At 59.4% G+C, this 15,849-nt stretch carries 17 protein-coding genes; 6 read left to right on the plus strand and 11 right to left on the minus strand.

The window, feature by feature from the left end:
• Positions 1-15: 15 nt before the first annotated feature.
• The 3 genes from KJA79_RS00380 to KJA79_RS00390 all read right to left on the minus strand — a co-directional run bounded on the left by KJA79_RS00380 (position 16) and on the right by KJA79_RS00390 (position 4,346).
• Positions 16-1,416, minus strand: coding sequence for a sigma-54-dependent transcriptional regulator (locus KJA79_RS00380; protein ID WP_213040028.1), 1,401 nt, complete (start codon positions 1,414-1,416; stop codon positions 16-18).
• Between the two features lie 11 nt (positions 1,417-1,427).
• On the minus strand, positions 1,428-3,725 hold the full coding sequence (locus KJA79_RS00385; protein WP_213040029.1) for a sensor histidine kinase: 2,298 nt from the start codon (positions 3,723-3,725) through the stop codon (positions 1,428-1,430).
• Positions 3,726-3,926: 201 nt separating this feature from the next.
• Positions 3,927-4,346 (minus strand): DUF1844 domain-containing protein, encoded by a 420-nt coding sequence (locus KJA79_RS00390; RefSeq protein WP_213040030.1) that lies wholly within the window; start codon positions 4,344-4,346, stop codon positions 3,927-3,929.
• A gap of 132 nt (positions 4,347-4,478) precedes the next feature.
• Here KJA79_RS00390 and mazG point away from each other — a divergent pair, with 132 nt between their 5' ends.
• The gene (mazG, locus tag KJA79_RS00395; RefSeq protein ID WP_213040031.1) at positions 4,479-5,387 is read left to right on the plus strand and encodes a nucleoside triphosphate pyrophosphohydrolase; all 909 of its coding nucleotides are present in this window, start codon (positions 4,479-4,481) and stop codon (positions 5,385-5,387) included.
• Entirely contained in the window at positions 5,384-5,998 is a 615-nt protein-coding gene (locus KJA79_RS00400) for a hypothetical protein (RefSeq protein WP_213040032.1), read from the plus strand. The genes mazG and KJA79_RS00400 overlap by 4 nt, the downstream gene beginning before the upstream one ends.
• Positions 5,999-6,261: 263 nt before the next feature.
• On the opposite strand, the gene KJA79_RS00405 is transcribed toward KJA79_RS00400, so the two are convergent.
• The 4 genes from KJA79_RS00405 to hemE all read right to left on the minus strand — a co-directional run bounded on the left by KJA79_RS00405 (position 6,262) and on the right by hemE (position 10,381).
• Entirely contained in the window at positions 6,262-6,678 is a 417-nt protein-coding gene (locus KJA79_RS00405) for a hypothetical protein (protein WP_213040033.1), read from the minus strand.
• Between the two features lie 28 nt (positions 6,679-6,706).
• Positions 6,707-8,176, minus strand: coding sequence for a protoporphyrinogen oxidase (hemG, locus tag KJA79_RS00410; protein ID WP_213040034.1), 1,470 nt, complete (start codon positions 8,174-8,176; stop codon positions 6,707-6,709).
• Positions 8,177-8,386: 210 nt separating this feature from the next.
• Positions 8,387-9,331 (minus strand): ferrochelatase, encoded by a 945-nt coding sequence (hemH, locus tag KJA79_RS00415; RefSeq protein WP_246507313.1) that lies wholly within the window; start codon positions 9,329-9,331, stop codon positions 8,387-8,389.
• A gap of 24 nt (positions 9,332-9,355) precedes the next feature.
• Positions 9,356-10,381: a uroporphyrinogen decarboxylase gene (hemE, locus tag KJA79_RS00420; RefSeq protein WP_213040035.1), complete on the minus strand. Its 1,026-nt coding sequence runs from the start codon at positions 10,379-10,381 to the stop codon at positions 9,356-9,358.
• A 364-nt stretch (positions 10,382-10,745) separates the two neighbouring features.
• On the opposite strand from hemE, the gene KJA79_RS00425 reads away from it, so the two are divergent.
• The gene (locus KJA79_RS00425) at positions 10,746-11,762 is read left to right on the plus strand and encodes an acyl-CoA desaturase (RefSeq protein ID WP_213040036.1); all 1,017 of its coding nucleotides are present in this window, start codon (positions 10,746-10,748) and stop codon (positions 11,760-11,762) included.
• Between the two features lie 48 nt (positions 11,763-11,810).
• Here KJA79_RS00425 and KJA79_RS00430 read toward each other — a convergent pair whose 3' ends face one another.
• From KJA79_RS00430 to KJA79_RS00445, 4 genes are all read right to left on the minus strand, one after another.
• On the minus strand, positions 11,811-12,281 hold the full coding sequence (locus KJA79_RS00430) for a hypothetical protein (RefSeq protein WP_213040037.1): 471 nt from the start codon (positions 12,279-12,281) through the stop codon (positions 11,811-11,813).
• Positions 12,259-13,161 carry a DMT family transporter gene (locus KJA79_RS00435; protein ID WP_213040038.1) on the minus strand — a complete coding sequence of 301 codons (903 nt, stop codon included), beginning with the start codon at positions 13,159-13,161 and terminating at the stop codon, positions 12,259-12,261. Before KJA79_RS00435 ends, KJA79_RS00430 begins: the two co-directional genes overlap by 23 nt.
• 126 nt (positions 13,162-13,287) lie before the next feature.
• On the minus strand, positions 13,288-13,491 hold the full coding sequence (locus KJA79_RS00440; protein WP_213040039.1) for a hypothetical protein: 204 nt from the start codon (positions 13,489-13,491) through the stop codon (positions 13,288-13,290).
• Positions 13,492-13,639: 148 nt separating this feature from the next.
• Positions 13,640-13,816 carry a hypothetical protein gene (locus tag KJA79_RS00445; protein ID WP_213040040.1) on the minus strand — a complete coding sequence of 59 codons (177 nt, stop codon included), beginning with the start codon at positions 13,814-13,816 and terminating at the stop codon, positions 13,640-13,642.
• Between the two features lie 158 nt (positions 13,817-13,974).
• On the opposite strand from KJA79_RS00445, the gene KJA79_RS00450 reads away from it, so the two are divergent.
• From KJA79_RS00450 to KJA79_RS00460, 3 genes are all read left to right on the plus strand, one after another.
• Positions 13,975-14,286 (plus strand): FmdB family zinc ribbon protein, encoded by a 312-nt coding sequence (locus KJA79_RS00450; protein ID WP_213040041.1) that lies wholly within the window; start codon positions 13,975-13,977, stop codon positions 14,284-14,286.
• 102 nt (positions 14,287-14,388) lie between these two features.
• A complete protein-coding gene (locus KJA79_RS00455) occupies positions 14,389-15,213 on the plus strand; it encodes a substrate-binding domain-containing protein (RefSeq protein ID WP_213040042.1) in 825 nt (274 codons plus the stop codon).
• Positions 15,214-15,225: 12 nt separating this feature from the next.
• Positions 15,226-15,681 (plus strand): IPT/TIG domain-containing protein, encoded by a 456-nt coding sequence (locus tag KJA79_RS00460; protein ID WP_213040043.1) that lies wholly within the window; start codon positions 15,226-15,228, stop codon positions 15,679-15,681.
• The last annotated feature ends 168 nt before the right edge of the window (positions 15,682-15,849 follow it).

The following is a 15,849-nucleotide window of genomic DNA, read 5'->3' on the forward strand; positions in this document are numbered from 1 at the left end:
CCCCATTCGCCCCCCCTACATCTCGGGGCGCATCTCCACATCGAGCAACTTAATCTTTCGATGCAGATGGCTGCGTTCGATCTTGAGATCTTCCGCCGTGCGGGAAATATTCCAGTGATGTTCGCGCAACTTCCGCGCAATGAACTCTTTTTCAAACGCATTCCGTGCGTCACGGAGCGAATCATAGGGCCTGGTCAGCAACGTATTGACCGGTTGCGCCCCGCCGGCCGATTGCGCGGCGGACAGTTGAGGACGCACCTGCAACGCAACGGACGCGTGCGACACCTCGATCACCGGTCCCGGCACCATGATCATCAGCCGCTCGATCAGGTTGCGCAGTTCGCGAATGTTTCCCGGCCATTCATAGTGCATGAACACCTCCATGGCTTCCGGGGAGACCTGCTTCAGCTTCAGCCCCTGCTCTTCGGCATGCACGCGCAGGAAATGTTTTACCAGCAAGGGAATATCTTCGCGGCGATCGCGCAAGGTGGGCACGACGATCGGCACCACGTTCAGCCGGTAGAACAAGTCCTCGCGGAACGTCCCCTTGTCGATCTCCTGCAAGAGATCTTTGTTCGAGGCCGCCAGGACGCGCACATCCACCTTGATCAGCTTGGTCCCCCCCACGCGCGTGAACTGCTGCTCCTGCAGCGCCCGCAACACCTTGGCCTGAGTGCTCACACTCATGTCCGCGATCTCGTCGAGAAACAGGGTGCCGCCGTCGGCCTGCTCGAACTGTCCGCGCTTCATGGTGGTCGCCCCGCTGAAGGCGCCTCGTTCGTGACCGAACAATTCACTTTCGATCAACGTTTCGGGAATGGCCGCGCAGTTCACCGCCACGAACGGTCGGGTAGCCCGCCCGCTGTGTTGATGGATGGCCCTGGCCACCAGTTCCTTGCCGGTGCCGTTCTCCCCGCCGATCAAGACCCGGCTGTTGGTCGGCCCGGCCGTTGCAATGATCTGTTTCAGCTGCTGCATGGCAGGCGACTGCCCGATCAGTTCGAATTTCCGCTCCACCTTGGTGCGGAGGGTGCGATTTTCCTGCTCGAGCCGATGTTGGTCCAACGCGTGCTTGACCCGCAGGGTCACGTTTTCGAGTGAGAGCGGTTTTTCAATGTAGTCGTAGGCCCCCAGCTTAATCGCTTTGACCGCCGTCTCAATCGAGCCATGTCCGGACATCATCATGACCTGAGTGTTCGGAACCAGTTCACGCAAGCGCCGCAAGGTCTCCAACCCGTCCATTTCGGGCATCCAGATGTCGAGCATCATGAGCTCCGGCGGACTTGTTGCGCACAACTTGAGGGCTTCGACGCCGCTCTTCGCCACACTCACGTCATACCCTTCATCCTCCAAAATGCTGCTCAGGGAATTCAGGATGGACACTTCATCATCGACAATGAGAATCGAGGCAGACATAGACGCTCCCGTTAAACCGGCAACTCGAACGTAAACAAGGCCCCCTTGGGTTGATGATTCCCCGCGTGAATCTGACCGTCGTGGTCCGTCACGATCCGGCGCACGATCGCCAACCCCAGGCCTGTCCCCGTTTTCTTCCGCGAGAAGTAGGGCACGAACAGCTTTTCCTGATCCTCCTGGGCGATACCGGTCCCCTCATCGGCCACGGTGACCACGGCGCGGCGTTGCTTCGTATCGTACCGGGTCGTGATCCACAATCGCCCCTTGTGATTCATGGCATGGATGCCGTTATCGCACAGATTGACGAACACCCGTTTGATCTGTTCACGGTCGAAATTGAATGGCGGCAGATCGGGATCGAGCGACACCGCACACACGATCTCCCGATGGGCGCTCTCATACAACGCCACGACTTCCTTCACGACATCGTCGAGGGAGTTCATCGTCATGTGCGGGGCCGGCATCCGCGCGAATTTTGAGAACTCATCGAGCATCTGCTTGAGGCTGCCGACCTCGTTGATGATCACCTGAGTGGACTCATCGCAGATCCGGTCGAAGTCGGGCGCCTTGTCCTGGAATTTCTTCCGCAGCCGCTGGGCCGAAAGCTGAATCGGCGTCAATGGGTTCTTGATCTCATGGGCGATCCGTTGCGCGACTTCCCGCCAGGCCGCCGCCTTCTGCGCCTTGATTAACTCCGACAGGTCTTCGAAAATCACGACGAACCCGAGATCCTTGTTCGACTCGTCCCGCATCCGCGAGCAATGCACGCCCATGGTCAGGAACCGTCCCTGCAAATCCAACTGCCCTTCCAAGGCAATGTTGTCCCGCTGGTCGGCCAGCATGCGGTCGTACACGGATTGAAACAGATCGAGCTTGTACTCCTTGAACACCTCGTTGGCGGACCGCCCGCGAAACCGGTCGGCCCATAAGCCCAACATGCGCTCCGCCGAGGGGTTGAAGGTGGTGATGATCCCCTGCCGGTCGATGGATAACACCCCCGCGGCAATGGTATCGACGACCGTCTCGATATAGGCGCGCCGTCGATCCAGTTCGAGATTGGATTGGCGGAGCGACACGTTCGCTTCTTCCACCTTGCTCTTACTGCTTTGCAAGTCGGCCGTCATGCGGTTGAAGGATTCGACTAGGGTGCCGATTTCGTCCGTCGCCTTCGCCTCGATGCGCACCGACAAATCCCCCTGCGCAATGGCTTCAGTCGCCTCGGCCAATCGTTGAATCGGCACCGTAATACCCCGCGCGACGTAGAAGCCGAACCAGGTGGCGCTGAACAAAATCATCACGGTGATGACCGCGACCAACAGATAGGCGCCGGCCTTGATGGGGTTCTTCATCGCCTTCATCTGCTTGTACTCGGCGTATTGCCGGCCGATGCTCTCCATCTTGCCGAGCAGCGATTCCGGCACATAGGCATCCACCACCACCACACCGTCGATCTCTCCCCGGCGCACACTGGACGCGATCGGCACACCGGCCCTCACCAGCCGACCGGTCTGCGCTTCTTGCACCGACGTCAATTCTTGCTTGCCGTTGATCACCTGCAACACCAGCTGGCCGATCGGCAGGTCAAGCACCGTCACCGGCACCTCGGGATCCAAGGCTTTCGTCAGGGTCTCCATTTTGGAAGAGAACACCTCGATCCCGGCCGTGGCATATTCCGCGCGTTTTCTGGCGATCGCCGCGACCAGCAGATCGCGCTGCTCCGGCAATAACAACTCTTCCCGAAAAATTTCATGACTGATGGCGCGAGCACTGTTGATGGCCAGGGACACATGCCCGGCATGGTGCATGCGCGCAACCTCATAGGAGTCCTTCATCACGTGTTCGATCTGGTCGTTAAACCAGACATCAACCGCTTTATTGACCAATCCACTGGCGACCAGCGCCAGCAGCACCGTCGGAATCAACGAAAAGCCGATGAAGGCCGCCACTAACTTCGCCCGAAACCCGGACCCCACGAGGCGATGCCGGCGTTCGAAATAGGCTTTGATGAGGTTGCGCGAGAGGAGCAACGTCAGGACGACGAAGCCGATCAGATCAAGATTGACCAGCAGCAACACAAAGGCATAGCCGGTGCTGGGCAGGAACGAGTCCGACTCCTCCCCGAGCGGAACGGCCATTTGCGCATAATAGAAGGTGAGCGCGAGGCAGGGGAGCAGCAGAATCAGGACGATCCACACGGGTCGGACATGGCGTTTGCGCCGCTCGTGTTCAAGCGATGCGGGTGTGGACGACTCTTGTTCGCGCAGCACCCCCGGGGGGAGGAGCTTGGTCATGTCCGTCGACTCAGGCATCGCGGCTACTCCGGCTTAGTCCCGACCTGTGCGGGCCTGTCTCACTATAACGAATTCCTTGGAGAGTCTCAAAAATCGAACCAGACCGGTCGGTCGCGCAGAACAGGGCTCGGCGCCAGAGACACGTATGCAGGGAGGGGCGGAACCAGCGGAAGGACAGACGGCCGGGACCCAGACGCGCCCACAGGAATCGGCCACAGGTTACGGGGTATGGATCGATGGTTTCCCGGAAGTCAGGCTGACGAATTTCATCCTCAAGGCGTAGAGCATGTCCTTCATGACCACCTGCTCGTCCGACGTGAGGTTGCCGCGCGTCTTCTCTTCCAACATCGACAGGAGATCGATGATTTCCTTGGCCTGCGGAAGGTTCAACGGCATCGACGGTTGCTGGGGGTCCAGTTGTTCTCCCATCAGCATCAACGCCGAACTTCCCATGGAAATCACGAAGGACGAAAAGTTAACCGGCAGGTGTCCGGCATACCCATGTGCATCAGCATGATGAGCCTCGGCCGGCGCGGCTTCGGGGGTGGGAGACTTGGGGGCCGCTGCTGCCTGAGGCGCTTCCTCCCCTCGTCCGCGGCGATCACGGATGACGAACCCCTGTTCCTGCTCTTCCCCCATACTCTTCCTCCGATGACATGACCGGCAATGCAGGCGCGTACCCTACCATAGGCCTCGAAGGCGCGCAAGGCAGCAGGCCCCGTTGAAGGCCGGATCAAACTCGGTTAGAGTGGCGCCACGAAGGGAATCTGCATGTCTGCACGTTTCGATGACGTTGTTCGCATCATGGCCCGCCTCCGGGCGCCCGGAGGGTGCCCCTGGGACCGGAAACAAACCCATGAATCCCTCAAACCCTACTTGATCGAGGAAACCTACGAAGCGCTCGACACCATTGATCGGCGCGATTTTCCCAAACTCAAGGAAGAACTGGGAGACGTGTTGCTTCAGGTCTTGTTTCACAGTCAGATCGGCACGGAAGCAGGCACCTTCACCATGGAAGACGTGCTCGAACAACTTGCCGACAAGTTGGTGCGCCGCCATCCACACGTGTTCGGCGACGGCGCGGCCGAAGCCCCGGCTCTCAACTCCGATCAAGTGGTGCATCGATGGGAGGACATCAAACGGGCCGAGCGGAAAAACGCCGGAAAACCGAACTCTGTCTTGCACGACATTCCGAAAGCCCTGCCGGCCTTGCTGCGTGCCTACCAAACCCAGGTACGTGCGGCGCGGGTGGGATTCGACTGGCCGGACAGCCCGCAGGGGCTGGCTGCCGTCCTCGATAAAGTGGAAGAAGAACTCAGGGAGCTGCGCCACGCTATCCTCGAGGCATCAACTCCCGCTCAGACGGCGTCCGATCCCAAAGTGGAACCGACAGCAGCCATGGCGGCCGAACTGGGGGACCTGCTGTTCTCCCTGGTCAACGTGGCGAGGCATCTCAAGGTGAACCCTGAGGAGTCCTTGCGACTGGCCACGAATCGCTTCACGACCCGTTTTCAGTTCATTGAGCAGGAAGCCGCACGGAGCGGGCGCGCTGTGCAGGACCTGACCCTGGCAGAACTGGATGCCTACTGGAATGCCGCCAAGCAGTTGGAAACGCAGGGGCAGGCCGAGACGAAGCCTACGCTGACCTCATCAACCACGCCGACAGATACCGCCTCATGACCACCGACAAGAATCCATATGAAGAAGGCAAACGCGCCGGGCTCCATCCGCTCATCGTGATCTTCGGCGCCATTCTGATCATGTGGCTCCTCATCAATCTCGCCGTGCCCAGCGGCAAACAGAAACAAGCCACCGGCCCGGAGATTTCGCAGGTCGTGATCGAAGATCCTGATGCGGCGCCGGTGATGTACAAGGTTCACGCGACGTTGACGGAATTTAATGCCGTGAGTATCGTGGTGCCGGCGCAGGTCACGACCAGCCAAGTCGTCGGCCTGTTGAAACGATTCAAGGAAGCCCGGTTGGATCAGAGTCTCCCGACCATGCTCCCGGCCACCAGCCCCGGCCACAAACTCGGCGACCAGGCCGTCGCCGACTTCTACATCTTCTCAGATCCGAAGTATGCCGCACCGGAAGTCGTCGGAACCTTGGCGCGCGGCGCCCATGCTCCGGGAAACCTCTACCCGCAGGCGATTCCGTTCGAAGAAGCGATGGAACAGGTGCGCGGCCACTACCGTATCGACCTGAATGATACGAGCAATCCCGACACCGGGGCCATCGGATTTGCCGACGAATCCGGCGTGCATAGCAAACACTATCGACGCATTTTTTAGCTTCTCAGCCGAAAACCCGCTCCAGGAAAGCCTTCGCTATCCCCAGCCGCATGAGGATCGGCAAAGATGCACCTAGGGGTTTTCATCTTCTACAGCCTATTGTGGTCTCCTGCATGCTTACCCCAATGCCTAAAACTTGTGCAGGCTGCTGAAGGACCGTTCTGCTAAGGGCCTTGGGCGGGTCGACCAGGGATATACACATGCTTATCCACAGATTCTGTGCGTGGGGGATACCGTACGGCAGTCGCAAGGACGAGGAGGAATTAGGCCCCGAGGCCGATCGTCTGTTTGATCTCGGCCCGCAGAGCCTCCTGCTCGGTTTGAACCCAGGCATCGAGCTGCGGAAAGTGATGGGCGAGCGGACCCGTGAAGGGCGGGACCAAGACATCGGCGCGGTCCTTCAACCAGCCTTCGGCCTCGGCAATCCGCAGCTTCTGATCCCCGATCTTGCGCGAGAGCAACTTGTTCAGCATCAGCTGTTGTCCCGGACTGCCGGTGACCGCGCCGAGAAGCTTGGTCTTCACATAGTCCAATTCTTCGGCCAGGGCGATCTTGACACGAACGGCATGGGTCGCCGCCCAGGTGGCCCGTTGAATGGAATAGTCATACGAAAACACCGGCTCCCTCGGCTCACGAAACGGGCCGGCCACATTGGAGATCACTAACTGGTCGTTGAGCATGTCCGCATGTCCTCTCTCGTCTCACTCATCATAATTCCGACCTGTTGGTCACAGTCGACTGCAGATAGCGAAGCGTCCGGGCTGCCGTCTCTGTCCCGTCCCTGATGCAATCAGGCAAGCCCACGCCCCGATACCCGGCGCCCGTGATCGTTAACCCGCCGAATCGAGACACCGCCGCCTCCAACTGAGTCAGTCGGTCGAGGTGCCCGATCGTATACTGCGGCATCGCTCGATGCCACCGGTTCACCTCCACGTACTGCGGGGTCGCGTGGAGTCCGACAATCGACGCCAATTCGTCTCGCACGCAGCGCACCAACGCCTCGTCGTCCCGCTCTAAGATCGCCTCCCGTCCGACACCGCCGAGATAACAACGCACAGAGACCTCGTCCGGGGGCGCACGGTGGGGCCACTTGATCGAGGTCCACGTCGCGGCAATCAAATCACGCCCCTCGACCCGTGGGACGACAAAGCCAAACCCTTGCAAGCTGCGTCCGACCACCGCAGCCGGATAAATCAGAGAAATCGTTGCCGTCGACGCGTACGGAATGGTCTCCATCAATCCGGCCGCCAGGGGACTGAGGGGCCGAACGAGATCCGCACTGACGTAGGCCGGCGTCGCCAACACCAACGCCTCCGCCGACAACGCGGTTCCATCAGAGCAGATCACATCGTACATCCAGCGGCCGGCCTGATGCGACCGGACCCGCAACGCCTCGGCCTGGACCCCGGACTTCAGCACGCCGCCGGTCTGCTGAATCCGTGCCGTCATCCCCGCCACCAGGTCGGCCAAGCCGTTCTTCAGCGTCACAAACATCGTGTGCCGGGGGCGACCGTCGGAGGCGGTCTGTACACGGGCCCGGCGAGCCGCCATCATGCCACGGATCACGCTGCCATGGCTCTGTTCCAATTCGTAGAATCGAGGAAAAGTCGCACGGAGGCTCATCTGCTCGGCATCGCCGGCATAGATACCGGCCATCAAGGGCTCCATCACCCGCTCGCACGCATGCCGCCCGAACCGGCGACGAAAGAAGGCTGCCAGCGACTCGTCGTCCGTCGATCGTCGCGGCGGAATCAGCACATCGCAGCCCATGCGGGCCAGATCCATCCAAGACAAGAGCCCGCTGCGAAAAAACGGCCCCAACTGCGACGGGGTAAAGGTCACCAGCCCTTCCGGCAATTCATGCAACTGCCCGCCCCTGAGGACACTCGCCTTCTTCTCCACCGGGTTGGTGTTGATCAGCTGATCGGCGATCCCCAGTCGTCGACAGAGCTCCATCCCCCAAGGCTTCTGGGACAGAAACGAGTCAGGCCCTGCCTCCATCACCCACCGTCCGACTCGATGGGTCACGATCTTGCCGCCCCAGACCGGCGCCGCATCAAGGATGGTGCAGGAAAGCGGCAGGTCGGCGGACGCGGCCTGTTCAAGCAGGGCAAACGCCGTGGAGAGACCAGAGATGCCTCCACCGACAATGATGACTGACTTAGGAGTGCGCGCCACAGGTGGTGCCGCTACAAGGGAGTGGAACAATGCTGGGACACTCGCTGAATCGTTCGAGCGTCAGGACAATTAACGAATGCTTCGCGCAGGGTGTTCAAAAAGGTCTCGCAGCGCGGCCGCAGCAAGCGACGAGGTGAGTCGTACGTGGCTGGATACGTCGAACCTCGGAGCGAAGCGAGAACGATGCTGCGAGCCTTTTTCAACATCCGCCTAATGAACCAGCGAGGACTCGTGTGCCTCCACCACCGACGTCAGGATGTCGATCAGTGGAGCCGAGGCGTTCAGCATGGGTATCCGTTCCAGTTGCATGCCTTTGGCCCGGGCCAACTGGGTGAGCTCGATATCAATGTCGTACAACGTTTCCACATGGTCACAGAGAAAACCGATCGGCGCCACCAGTACATGCCGGTGCCCTTCGTGTGCCAAGGCCTCCACCGTCTCCTCGACCGACGGCCCCAACCAGGTCTCCCCGGAACGCCCCTGGCTTTGATAGGCGAAGCGTGTCGGTTGCCCGCCGAGCTGCGCAATGACCGCCTGGGCGGTGCCGCGGACTTCCTCGGGATAGGGATCCTTCATGGCGACCACACGCTCCGGCAAACTATGAGCCGTCATCAACACCGGCACCTGTCCGCGCACGTCCCGCGGAAATCGGTCCAGGGTCCGCTGGATATTGTCGGCGATCGCGGCAATCAGCAACGGATGACGATGCCAACTCGTGACGAAACTGATCGGGGTCTCATCGGCCAGCGCGGCCCGCGCGTCTTCCACCTTCTTCACGTAGGCCCCGATGCTGAGCGAGGAGTATTGCGGCGCCATGCAGAGCCCGACAATCCGCTCCGGGCAGTCCTTCAACAACTCGGCGTAGGCTTCCTTGATAAAGGGATGCCAATGCCGCAACCCGACGTAACATCGATACTGCCTGTCGCCTGAGTCATTCAGCCGCCCCTCCAGGGCTGCGGCAACCTCGCGTGTGATCCCCAACACAGGAGATCGTCCACCGGTCATCCGGTAGCGGGTTCGGATTTCCTCCACCAATTCGGAAGAGGTCGGTCGCCCACCCCGGACATCCATGAGATACGGCTCGACGTTCTCCAAACAATCGGGCCCACCCATGGCCATAAGAAGAAGCGCGATTGGTGGTTGGGATGCAGGCACGCTGAGCTCCAGCCCTACGTCTGGTTATGTTTTGCTTAACCGATGGACGAGATCGATCGTGGCCGCGACATGCTCCACGGGCGTATTGGGGAGGATCCCATGTCCAAGATTGAAAATGTGCCCCGGACGGCCTCCCGCCCGCCGGAGAATGTCCGCCACTCGTCGCTCGATTTCAGGTATCGGCGCAAACAGGGCTACCGGGTCCAGGTTTCCTTGCACCGCACGATCGTGCCCCACCATGGCCCAGGCCTCATCAAGAGGGATACGCCAATCAATGCCGATCACATCGCCGCCCGCCTGTCGCATTGACTTGAGGATGGCCGTCGTCCCCGTGCCGAAATGAATGAGCGGCACCCCTTCATGCTTGAGGCCGTCGAAAATCAATTGGACATGCGGCATGACATATTCGGCATAGTCCCCGGCCGACAGGCAGCCCACCCAACTATCGAACAACTGCACGGCCTGAGCGCCGGCTTTGATTTGCCGACGGAGATAGCCGGTGATCACCCGTGCGAACGTATCCATCAGGCGGTGCCAGACTTCCGGCTCACCATACATCATCTGCTTCGTATGGATGTAGTTGCGAGAGCTGCCTCCCTCGATGGCGTAACTCGCCAGCGTGAACGGAGCACCGGCAAAGCCGATCAGCGGCACCCGGCCGGCCAACATCGTGCGGGTGAGGCTGATGGCATCCATCACGTATTGCAGGCCGCCGTCATCCATGACCTTGAGTCGGTCCACAGCGGCGCGATCTCGAACCGGATTGTGAATGATCGGCCCTTCACCTTCGGCAAATTCCAGAGACAGCCCCATCGGCTCAAGCGGCAGCAAAATGTCGGCAAAGATAATGGCCGCATCAAGGTCAAACCGGTCGATGGGCTGCATGGTGACCTGCGCCGCCAATTCCGGCGTCTTACACAATTCAAGAATGGAGTATTTTTCCCGGAGGCGTCGATACTCGATCATGTACCGACCTGCCTGGCGCATGAACCAGACCGGCGTACAATCAACCGGTTCGCGCCGGCACGCTTTGAGAAATCGATCATTCATAGTGGGGCGCATTGTAGAGGGGCAGTCCAAACAGAGTCAAACAATCTCACGCCGGAAACGACCGAGCGGCCGTCCTCCCCGACGCAGCAACAGTACGCGGTCCCGGCTCCGATCGCCGCTCGTGCAAAAAAATCCCGGGACAGGGGTATAAAAATCTCACGACTTTTTCCTCCTGTTCCGTGTATACTAACTGCACGTGTGTGAAAGCCTGAGTCTCTTCACTCACTGATCGACACAATTCAGTGTCTTCAGCGGCCTGCCTCTCGCATCACTCGCAAGCGCCGCAAAGATGAAGTCCCGCGACTGCAACAGCGGCGCGACCCCTCGGTAACGCATCCTAGATTCGCACAACTGTGGAGGTGGCATGAGTAGTGATCTGCATCCGCTCACCTTACCCGAGACCGGTGAGCTCCCGAAAACCGCCGTACAACCGGTTGAATCTTCTCACAATGACAACCCCTGGCTGACGATCCTCCGGTGGTTCGATTCCTGGGCCGGCATCGAAAAAATGGAAACCGACACCGCCCCGGCTTCGGTCGACTGGCTGCGCGCCATTCCCCTCATTACTGTCCACCTCATTTGTCTCGGGGTCTTCATTGTCGGCTGGAGTTGGGTCGCCGTAGGGGTCTGCGCCGCCTTCTACTTCATCCGCATGTTTGCCATCACCGGTTGGTACCATCGGTACTTCTCGCATCGCACCTTTAAGACCTCACGAGCCTGTCAGTTTGCCTTCGCACTGCTCGGCTCATCGTGCGCCCAACGTGGCCCCCTCTGGTGGGCCGGCCACCATCGGCACCACCACATCTACTCGGATAAGCCGGAGGATACCCATTCCGTGCGCCAGGGCGGATTCCTCTGGGCCCATATCGGCTGGATCAGCTCGAAGAAATTTTTCCCTCCGCGCCTGAAGAGCATCGGCGACTTTGCGAAGTTCCCTGAACTCCGCTTCCTGGATCGCTTCGACACGCTGGTCCCCACCATCTGTGGGTTCGGCATGTTCGGGCTGGGCAAATTACTGGAAACCTATGCGCCGGGCCTCGGCACGAACGGTCCGCAAATGCTGATCTGGGGATTCTTCGTCTCCACAGTCGCTTTGCTCCACGGTACCTGCACGATCAACTCGCTTTCGCATGTGTATGGATCTCAGCGCTACAAGACGGGGGACGACAGTAAGAACAACTTCATCCTTGCCATGATCACCCTCGGCGAGGGGTGGCACAACAACCACCATTACTATGCCGCCTCGACCCGCCAGGGATTCTATTGGTGGGAGATCGACATTACCTACTACATGCTACGCGCGATGCAGGCGGTGGGCTTGGTGTGGGATATCCGTGAAGTCCCGGTGCACGTCCGGGAAGGAAAGAATAAACTCGCCTGAAAAGATTAAGACGGGGGCGGTCATGCAAGCCCGCCCCCGTTACACGCCCTACACCCACTCTGACTCATCCGCCGCCACAGACTTCCGCCCGTATAGCGACCTCAGTCGATCCCGAATCTCACGGCTGACGGGATTAATTTCGGCCACCTCTGCTTCAGTTGCAATCCACGCATCCTCCGGCGTCAGTTCGATCCGGTAGTGATTCTTCTTCAAGGAGAACCACTCGATATAGGGATGCGGTACCAGATGCGGGTGCGGATCGAAAGAAATCAAACTGGCATCCCCGACCTGAGGAATCTCGACATCTCCCAGCACCTGCCCGGCGAGGTCCTCATCGGCAAACCGGCTGTTCTTGAACCGAATCACTTTGCCGGCAATCTCCCCGCGGCAATTTCCTGCCAGGTACACATCGACCGGTCCCAGCACCGCAAAGGTGATGCGCCCGACCACCGTCCCGTCTTCCCGGTTATCGAGAAATCCCTCTTGCACCCAGCGGCTATTCCCGAACTTCTGCGCCACGTTCCCCTCCATCAGGACCCACCGTCACAGGCTCACCCCGCGCCGCGGTCCCCTCACCTGTTACCCATGAACCGAGCAAGACCCCACCAAGAATCATCACACTGCCAAACCACCCCTGGGCATCCAGGGTTTCGCCCAAGAAATACCAGGCCATCCAGGCCGCCACAGCCGGCTCCGCGGCAAACAATAGTGCGACTTGCTGGGCCGGCAAGAGTTGCTGCGCCCACATCTGCACCCCAAATGCACCGGTCGCCAGCACCCCGGTGACCACGAGCCCGACCACCAGCACTCGGCTCGGTTCAAACATGGCCGGCGTCGGATGCTCCCACCACATCGCCCCCAACATGGCCACCGTCATCATCACCAATTGCCAGGCGAATAGCGACAGGGCATCGGTCACCCTCGTATACCGTTCCAAACACACGATATGCGCGGCAAACGCCGCCGCGCTGCCCAATGTCAGCAAATCTCCAAGGTTGGCGGAAGCCGTGGGTTTAACCAGGAACCACAGCCCGACCAAGGCAATCCCGTTGGACACCCACGTATGCGCACCCAGCCTGCGGAGGTAAAGGGGCACAAACACGACGTACAGCACGGTAATAAATGCCGAGTTCGACGCCGTCGTCAGATGCAAGCCCACCGTCTGCAACACATAACCGAGAAACAGCCAGCTGCTTGCAACCAGGCTCATCCGTACCATGCCGGCATTCCACGTCAGCTCACGGCGCATGAGCAAAAGCACCATGAACACCACGAGCATGCCGAGGAGAAACCGCAGGAAGAGAAACGACAACGGGGAGATTTGTTCGAGCGCGGCCTTCGTGGCCGGAAACGTTGCTCCCCACACAATGGTTGTGAGGAGCAGCGCAAGTTGAGGCATGGTCAGGCTGAAGAAAAGTATGAATGCTGAGTTATGAGTGTTGCATTATACGCATTGAAGAGATCGACCGGGCGCGATCTGCACACACAGCACTCCAGACTCAGCGCTCACCACTGAACGTGGTTCTTATGGCTTGCAGAGCGCACATTTGCGTTCGTCGCTGGTCCCGGCCATTTCCATGGCCGCCAACGCGCGCTCCTTGTCCGGGTAATCGAACCAGCCGCCTTCCCAAAAATCGCTACTGGAGACGCTGGACGGCACTTCCGAACAACGATCCCGATGCAGCGTCACTCGATCGATCGCGCGTGCAATATGAATCCAATAGACCATGGTACCCTTCGGATTCCGCCGTCCTCGCCGTCACAGGTCAACCCTACCACGCATCTCGCGGGGAGAGCAACGCGCAGAAATCACCGAACCGCGACGGCCCCGTGACGGCACTGCGCATGAAATTGTGGGATCAAACCAGGAGGTCGCGTTAGGGCAGGAGCTGCCACTCGTCCTTCTCGATCACGGTCTTGACACCGCTTTCCAGCTTCTTGACGTCCTTATCCTCAAACAACCGCATATACCGTTCGATCCGATCCGGATCGTCGATACGCTCTTCCTGCATGACACCGCCGCTACCTTTGTACTTCCGAATTAACAGGGGCATTTCAACCGCTCCTCTAAATGTGGCTCGCGTTTCGACACAAAGATTCGGTACAATAGTGCAAAGTTACGCATAGGGTCAAGCGTTTCCACACAGAGAACCGCGTTCTTTCGCCCGATCGCTTCGGGCGAGGCCATGGAACGTTATCCAAGGAGTCGGCCATGCCGGTCTACGAATATCGCTGCGAACAATGTACTCACCAGTTCGAAGCCACCCAGTCCATGCACGCCCGACCGGAGGATACGGTCTGCCCCCAATGCAATAAGACCGGCGCCACTCGAATGTTGTCCTCCTTTGCCTCCAAGGTGAAGGGCAGTCACAAGCCCGGATTCGAAGAGATCAAGGCCTACGATATGCTGAATGAACGCATGAATCGATTCGCGAAACTCCCTCCCGCCATGGGCAAGCGAGTGGATGTTTCTCCTGAGATGATGGCCGGCGCGGTCACGCCGCCAGAAGGCACCCCCCCGTAAACGGCGCAAAGCCGTACGACCGCCCCAACCGCCGCGCGGCCTCCACGGTCGACGACTAGGGCCCAAAGACACCACTTAGAGTGACAAGGAGAGTCGTTCAGCATGGTTTCCCGTATCAGTGGATTGCTTTCTGCCTCTTTCCTGCTCCTCAGTGCGCTACCGGCCTTCGCCGAAGTCGCCGGGTCGATGGTGATTGCCGGCCACGGCCCCGAACAGCATGTCATGGAATCCCTGGCCCACGCATTCGAAAAAGCCAATCCTCGGGCCTACATCGACGTCGTCTGGGACGATAATTCCAAACCGCTCGAGATGGTCAAATCCAAACAGGCCACCATCGCCGTGACCGGAACCCCCGAGGACGGTTTCCGATCTGTCCAGATTGCCTGGGATGGTATCGCCATCATGGTCCATCGATCGAATTTCACGAAGGAAGTCAGTAAACAGGAAGTCGCCGAATTATTCTCAGGCAAATATAAATTCTGGGCTGACTTGGGCGGACCGGACACCAAGATCCTGCTGCTCGACCGGCCACGCAACGAAAACAACCGCGACGCCTTCGAACAACTCCTCGGCATTGTCGGCAAGATTCCCGATACGACCAAAGTCATTGCGAAGGATGAGAAGGTGATCAAGACGGTCGCCGGTACGCTCCCGCCCAATTCGGCCGTCACCTATTTGTCGCTCGGCCAGGCGCTGGAAGCCGTGGCCTCCGGCGTGCCTGTCCGGTTGCTCCCGGTTGAGAAGGTCGAACCAGAAACGCCCACCGTCAAGGACGGCCGATACCCGCTGCGGAGGCCGGTGCTGTTACTGTCGAACAACGAACCGGACCCGCTCGTTCAAGCATTCGAACAGTTCGCCCTGTCGGACGAGGGACAAAAAATTCTCAGCGAATCCTATACACCACTTCCCAAGACATCATCTCCCTAATAGGAGGCTTTTATGCGCACATATCTTCCTGTGTTCCTCGGCTCCGCTCTGGCCTTTGGCCTCAGTTTGGTCCCCTTCGCTCCGGGTCATGCCCAGGAAGGGGCCATGGTGGAAGGCGCCGGGTATACGATGTTCAACACCGAATCGATCAAAGGATCCGACACCTCGAAGCTCGAAAAGGACCCGGTCTGCGATCGCTCGAAGCGCCCCTCCATCGGCAAGGTCGAACCGGATGAAGCCAAACCCGGCGACAAAGTGACGATCAAAGGCGAAAATTTTGGGAGTAAGGAATGTTTCCATGGCGTCACCTTCAGCGCCGCCCCCAAGGATAAGATCGACTATCAATTCGTGAACGAGACGACGATCGAAGCCGTCGTGCCGGAGGCCAAAGCGGGCATGTCCTTCATCATCGTGGTAGCCGGCGGCGGCAGTGCGCAATCGAAGCCACTCCTCATTCACGCCAAGTAAACAGGCTCCAGGGCAGGAGGTCATCCTCCTGCCCACCTCCCCCGGCTCGAAGTCCTCGTTTTAGCCTCGTTCGTCTCGACAACTCTCCTGACCCTATGCTAGGTTACGCGATCTTTTTTGGAGGCGACCCGGAGGTGAGCTGCGGCTCCGATCCTCTCGTAATCCCAT

This window comes from Nitrospira defluvii, assembly GCF_905220995.1.
Classification (GTDB): domain Bacteria; phylum Nitrospirota; class Nitrospiria; order Nitrospirales; family Nitrospiraceae; genus Nitrospira_A; species Nitrospira_A defluvii_C.

Coding starts and splice junctions, on each gene's coding strand:
- KJA79_RS00435 (WP_213040038.1), bottom strand. CDS start 13,161: ATGCCTCAACTTGCGCTGCTCCTCACAACCATTGTGTGGGGAGCAACG.
- KJA79_RS00440 (WP_213040039.1), bottom strand. CDS start 13,491: ATGGTCTATTGGATTCATATTGCACGCGCGATCGATCGAGTGACGCTG.
- mazG (WP_213040031.1), top strand. CDS start 4,479: ATGTCTGCACGTTTCGATGACGTTGTTCGCATCATGGCCCGCCTCCGG.
- KJA79_RS00380 (WP_213040028.1), bottom strand. CDS start 1,416: ATGTCTGCCTCGATTCTCATTGTCGATGATGAAGTGTCCATCCTGAAT.
- KJA79_RS00400 (WP_213040032.1), top strand. CDS start 5,384: ATGACCACCGACAAGAATCCATATGAAGAAGGCAAACGCGCCGGGCTC.
- hemE (WP_213040035.1), bottom strand. CDS start 10,381: ATGAATGATCGATTTCTCAAAGCGTGCCGGCGCGAACCGGTTGATTGT.
- KJA79_RS00450 (WP_213040041.1), top strand. CDS start 13,975: ATGCCGGTCTACGAATATCGCTGCGAACAATGTACTCACCAGTTCGAA.
- KJA79_RS00425 (WP_213040036.1), top strand. CDS start 10,746: ATGAGTAGTGATCTGCATCCGCTCACCTTACCCGAGACCGGTGAGCTC.
- KJA79_RS00455 (WP_213040042.1), top strand. CDS start 14,389: ATGGTTTCCCGTATCAGTGGATTGCTTTCTGCCTCTTTCCTGCTCCTC.
- KJA79_RS00385 (WP_213040029.1), bottom strand. CDS start 3,725: ATGCCTGAGTCGACGGACATGACCAAGCTCCTCCCCCCGGGGGTGCTG.
- KJA79_RS00460 (WP_213040043.1), top strand. CDS start 15,226: ATGCGCACATATCTTCCTGTGTTCCTCGGCTCCGCTCTGGCCTTTGGC.
- KJA79_RS00390 (WP_213040030.1), bottom strand. CDS start 4,346: ATGGGGGAAGAGCAGGAACAGGGGTTCGTCATCCGTGATCGCCGCGGA.
- KJA79_RS00445 (WP_213040040.1), bottom strand. CDS start 13,816: ATGCCCCTGTTAATTCGGAAGTACAAAGGTAGCGGCGGTGTCATGCAG.
- KJA79_RS00405 (WP_213040033.1), bottom strand. CDS start 6,678: ATGCTCAACGACCAGTTAGTGATCTCCAATGTGGCCGGCCCGTTTCGT.